This is a genomic window from Kutzneria sp. 744, assembly GCF_000568255.1.
Lineage (GTDB): Bacteria > Actinomycetota > Actinomycetes > Mycobacteriales > Pseudonocardiaceae > Kutzneria.
The window spans coordinates 5,246,855-5,249,634 of record NZ_KK037166.1 but is presented as its reverse complement, the minus strand read 5'-3'; the positions used below and the strand labels follow the sequence as shown (position 1 = coordinate 5,249,634).

Genomic DNA, 2,780 nt, shown 5'->3' with positions numbered 1-2,780 from the left:
GAACTGGAGGATGGTCTCGGACCGCCCGAAGGCCGAGGCCCGGGACTGCTCGGGCAGGTCCGTCCTGGATGGTGGCGTCGAGGCTGATCTTGGCCAGGGCGCTGCCGACGGAGCCGACCAGGGCCAGCGCGACGACGGTGGGCACGCCGGGGATCAGGGCGGCAATGACCGTCATGCCGAGCCCGGCCCCGAGGCAGCTGATGATCACCTGGTCGGGGCGGCCGAACTGGAGACGGGCGCCGATGCCGTTGCCGAGGAAGTTGCCGAGTCCGGCGGCGGCGCCGATCATGCCGAGCAGCAGGATCTGCTCGACCGGGGCATGGTCGCGCTCGGTCTGGGCCTTGATCACGAAGGCGGCGAACAGGGTCAGGAAGCCGGTGAGCACGCGGATGGTGCCGTTGCCCCACAACGCCATCACGACCTGACGGCCCAGGGGCTGCCGGGTCTTCTGCCGGGGCTCGGCCCGCAGCGACGTCGGCACCTCGCCCTCGGTGACCTCGACCCAGGCGGGAATCCGCAGGCACAGCACGGCATTGCCGACGCAGAGGACCGCGGTGAACCACAGCGCGCCGGGGGAGTTGAACAGCTGGGCGAAGCCGACGGCCACGGCGCCGAAGACACCGGCGGCGGCCAGGCCGAAGACGGTGAGCCGGGCGTTGGTCTTGACCAGGGTGATGTCCGGCGGCAGCACGCGGGGCGTGACGGCGGCCTTGAGCACGTTGAACGATTTGGACAGCACCATGGTGCCCAGCGCGGCCGGGTACAGGCCCCAGTCGTCGAAATGCAGCGCCATGACGACCGCGAGCAGCGCCTGCCCGAAGCAGGAGACGGCCAGCGCGAGCCGTCGCCCGTGCTGGATGCGGTCCAGCGCGGGGCCGATGATCGGCGCGATCACGGCGAACGGCGCGACGGTGATCAGCAGGTACAGGGCGACCTTGCCCTGGCTCTCGCCGGTGGCGGCGGAGAAGAACAGGGTGTTGGCCAGGGCGACCGCCAGCGTGGCGTCGGTCGCGTAGTTCATCATCACGGCCCATGTCAGCGCCGCGAGCCCGGACTGGTCGGCGCCGTCGGCGTGCAGTGCCCGTCGGAACGCGTCGACGCCGCGCTGCCCCAGTTGCCGGCTGCGGAACCACGCGACCCGGGTCACGGTCAGCTTCTTCGGCGATGCGGGGCCCGCTCGACGGCTGCTCGGGCGGCACGAACCGGTGCTCCTGCTGAGGCGGAGGCGGCGGCGGGGCCTGCCGATAGGTGGGCGGCTCAGGCCGGTGCGTGGGCTCCTCGTACCGAGGCGGCGGCGGTGCCGTGCGGTAGGTCGGCGGCTCCTGGGCCTCCTCCTGCCACGGGTACCGCGGCATCGGCCGGGTCGGTGGCTTGGGCGTGCGCGACCACTCGGCGACCAGGTCCGGGTCGCTCTGCACGGACTCCTGGCGCCGTCGGCTGGCCCCGCTCCACCCGCGACGGGGCCGGGCGGGGTCGGAGTGGTCGGCGGTCACCCCTCAATCCTGCCGCACTAGGAGCCGTCGCGTGTGAACCTCACCCGGTAAGCAAGGGGCCACCGCTTGCCCGTGACCAGGAATTCGCCGGGGGTGGGCGCCACCGAGATGCCGTTGAGCACGTCGTCAGCGGCGGTGTCGCCGGTCGGGCCGAGCGCGGAGAGGTCGGCGACGCCCTGCACGGCGCCGCTGGCCGGATCCACCCGAATGATCGTCTTCGTGGGGTAGACGTTGGCCCAGACCGAGCCGTCGACGCACTCCAGCTCGTTGAGCTGGCCCTCGTGAGCGACCTGCACGTGCCCGGTCACGGCGAAGGTCCTCGGGTCGCGGAAGGTCAGCAGCGAGGTGCCGTCGCTCATCACCAGGCGCCTGCCGTCGTAGCAGAGGCCCCAGCCCTCGTCCTGGTACAAGGCGGTGCCCAGCTGCTCCAGGGTGGTCCGATCGCGCAGCATCGCCACGTTCTGTTGCCAGGTCAGCTGCCAGATCCTGTCCCCGACCACGGCGATGCCCTCGCCGAAGTACTCGGCCGGCAGATCGACGCTGCGCTGCACCCGCCCGGTCCTCGGGTCGACCGCACGCAGTGTGGACGAGCCCTGCAGCCCGGTGCTCTCGTACAGCACGCCGTCGGCCAGCTCGTAACCTTCCGTGAAGGCCGAGGTGTCGTGCGGCATCGTGCCGAGCACCTCCACCCGCAGGTGCGGGGGCCCGGCGGGGCCGGCACAGCCCGTGAGCAACACCACGGCAAGTAACAGCACGGCTGCGCGCATCTCAAGAGCGTGACACGTGTGCGGCGAGGTTCCCCGCGTGCGGCACAATCGACGGGTGACCGCACCGACCACCAGTGAGCAGCACCCGAATCCGGTCCTCGCATCGGTAGTCGAGCTGGCCAGGGCCGCCGCCCAGCAGGAGGCCGGCGACGAGCCGATCGGCCCGCACACCGGCGTCCTCGCCGAGGACGAGGCGTCGGTCACACACCTGTTCGAGGCATCGCACCCCGGCTACGACGGCTGGCGGTGGGCGGTGACCATCGCGACCACCACCGGCAGCGACGACCCGGTGACGATCAGCGAGGTCGTGCTGCTGCCCGGCCCCGAGTCGCTCGTGGCGCCCGACTGGGTGCCGTGGGGCGAGCGGGTCCGCGCGGGCGACCTCGGCGTCGGCGATCTCATGCCGACCACCCCGGACGACGCCCGGCTGGCGCCCGGCTACCTGGAGTCCGAGGACCCGGCGGTGGAAGAGGTGGCCCTTGAGGTCGGCCTCGGCCGCGTGCGGGTGCTGTCCCGGTTC

At 72.2% G+C, this 2,780-nt stretch carries 3 protein-coding genes; 1 reads left to right on the top strand and 2 read right to left on the bottom strand.

The features are described from left to right. The coding region (locus tag KUTG_RS61590; RefSeq protein ID WP_052395308.1) for an MFS transporter at positions 1-1,147 on the bottom strand (1,147 nt) is incomplete at its 3' end. A 363-nt stretch (positions 1,148-1,510) separates the two neighbouring features. Continuing rightward, positions 1,511-2,260, bottom strand: a complete 750-nt coding sequence (locus tag KUTG_RS23495) for a glutaminyl-peptide cyclotransferase (protein ID WP_043719593.1) — start codon at positions 2,258-2,260, stop codon at positions 1,511-1,513. Between the two features lie 55 nt (positions 2,261-2,315). Between KUTG_RS23495 and KUTG_RS23490 the strand changes: the two genes are divergently transcribed. Continuing rightward, positions 2,316-2,780, top strand: a 465-nt coding sequence (locus KUTG_RS23490; RefSeq protein ID WP_232240910.1) for a DUF3027 domain-containing protein, incomplete at its 3' end; no start/stop codon positions are given.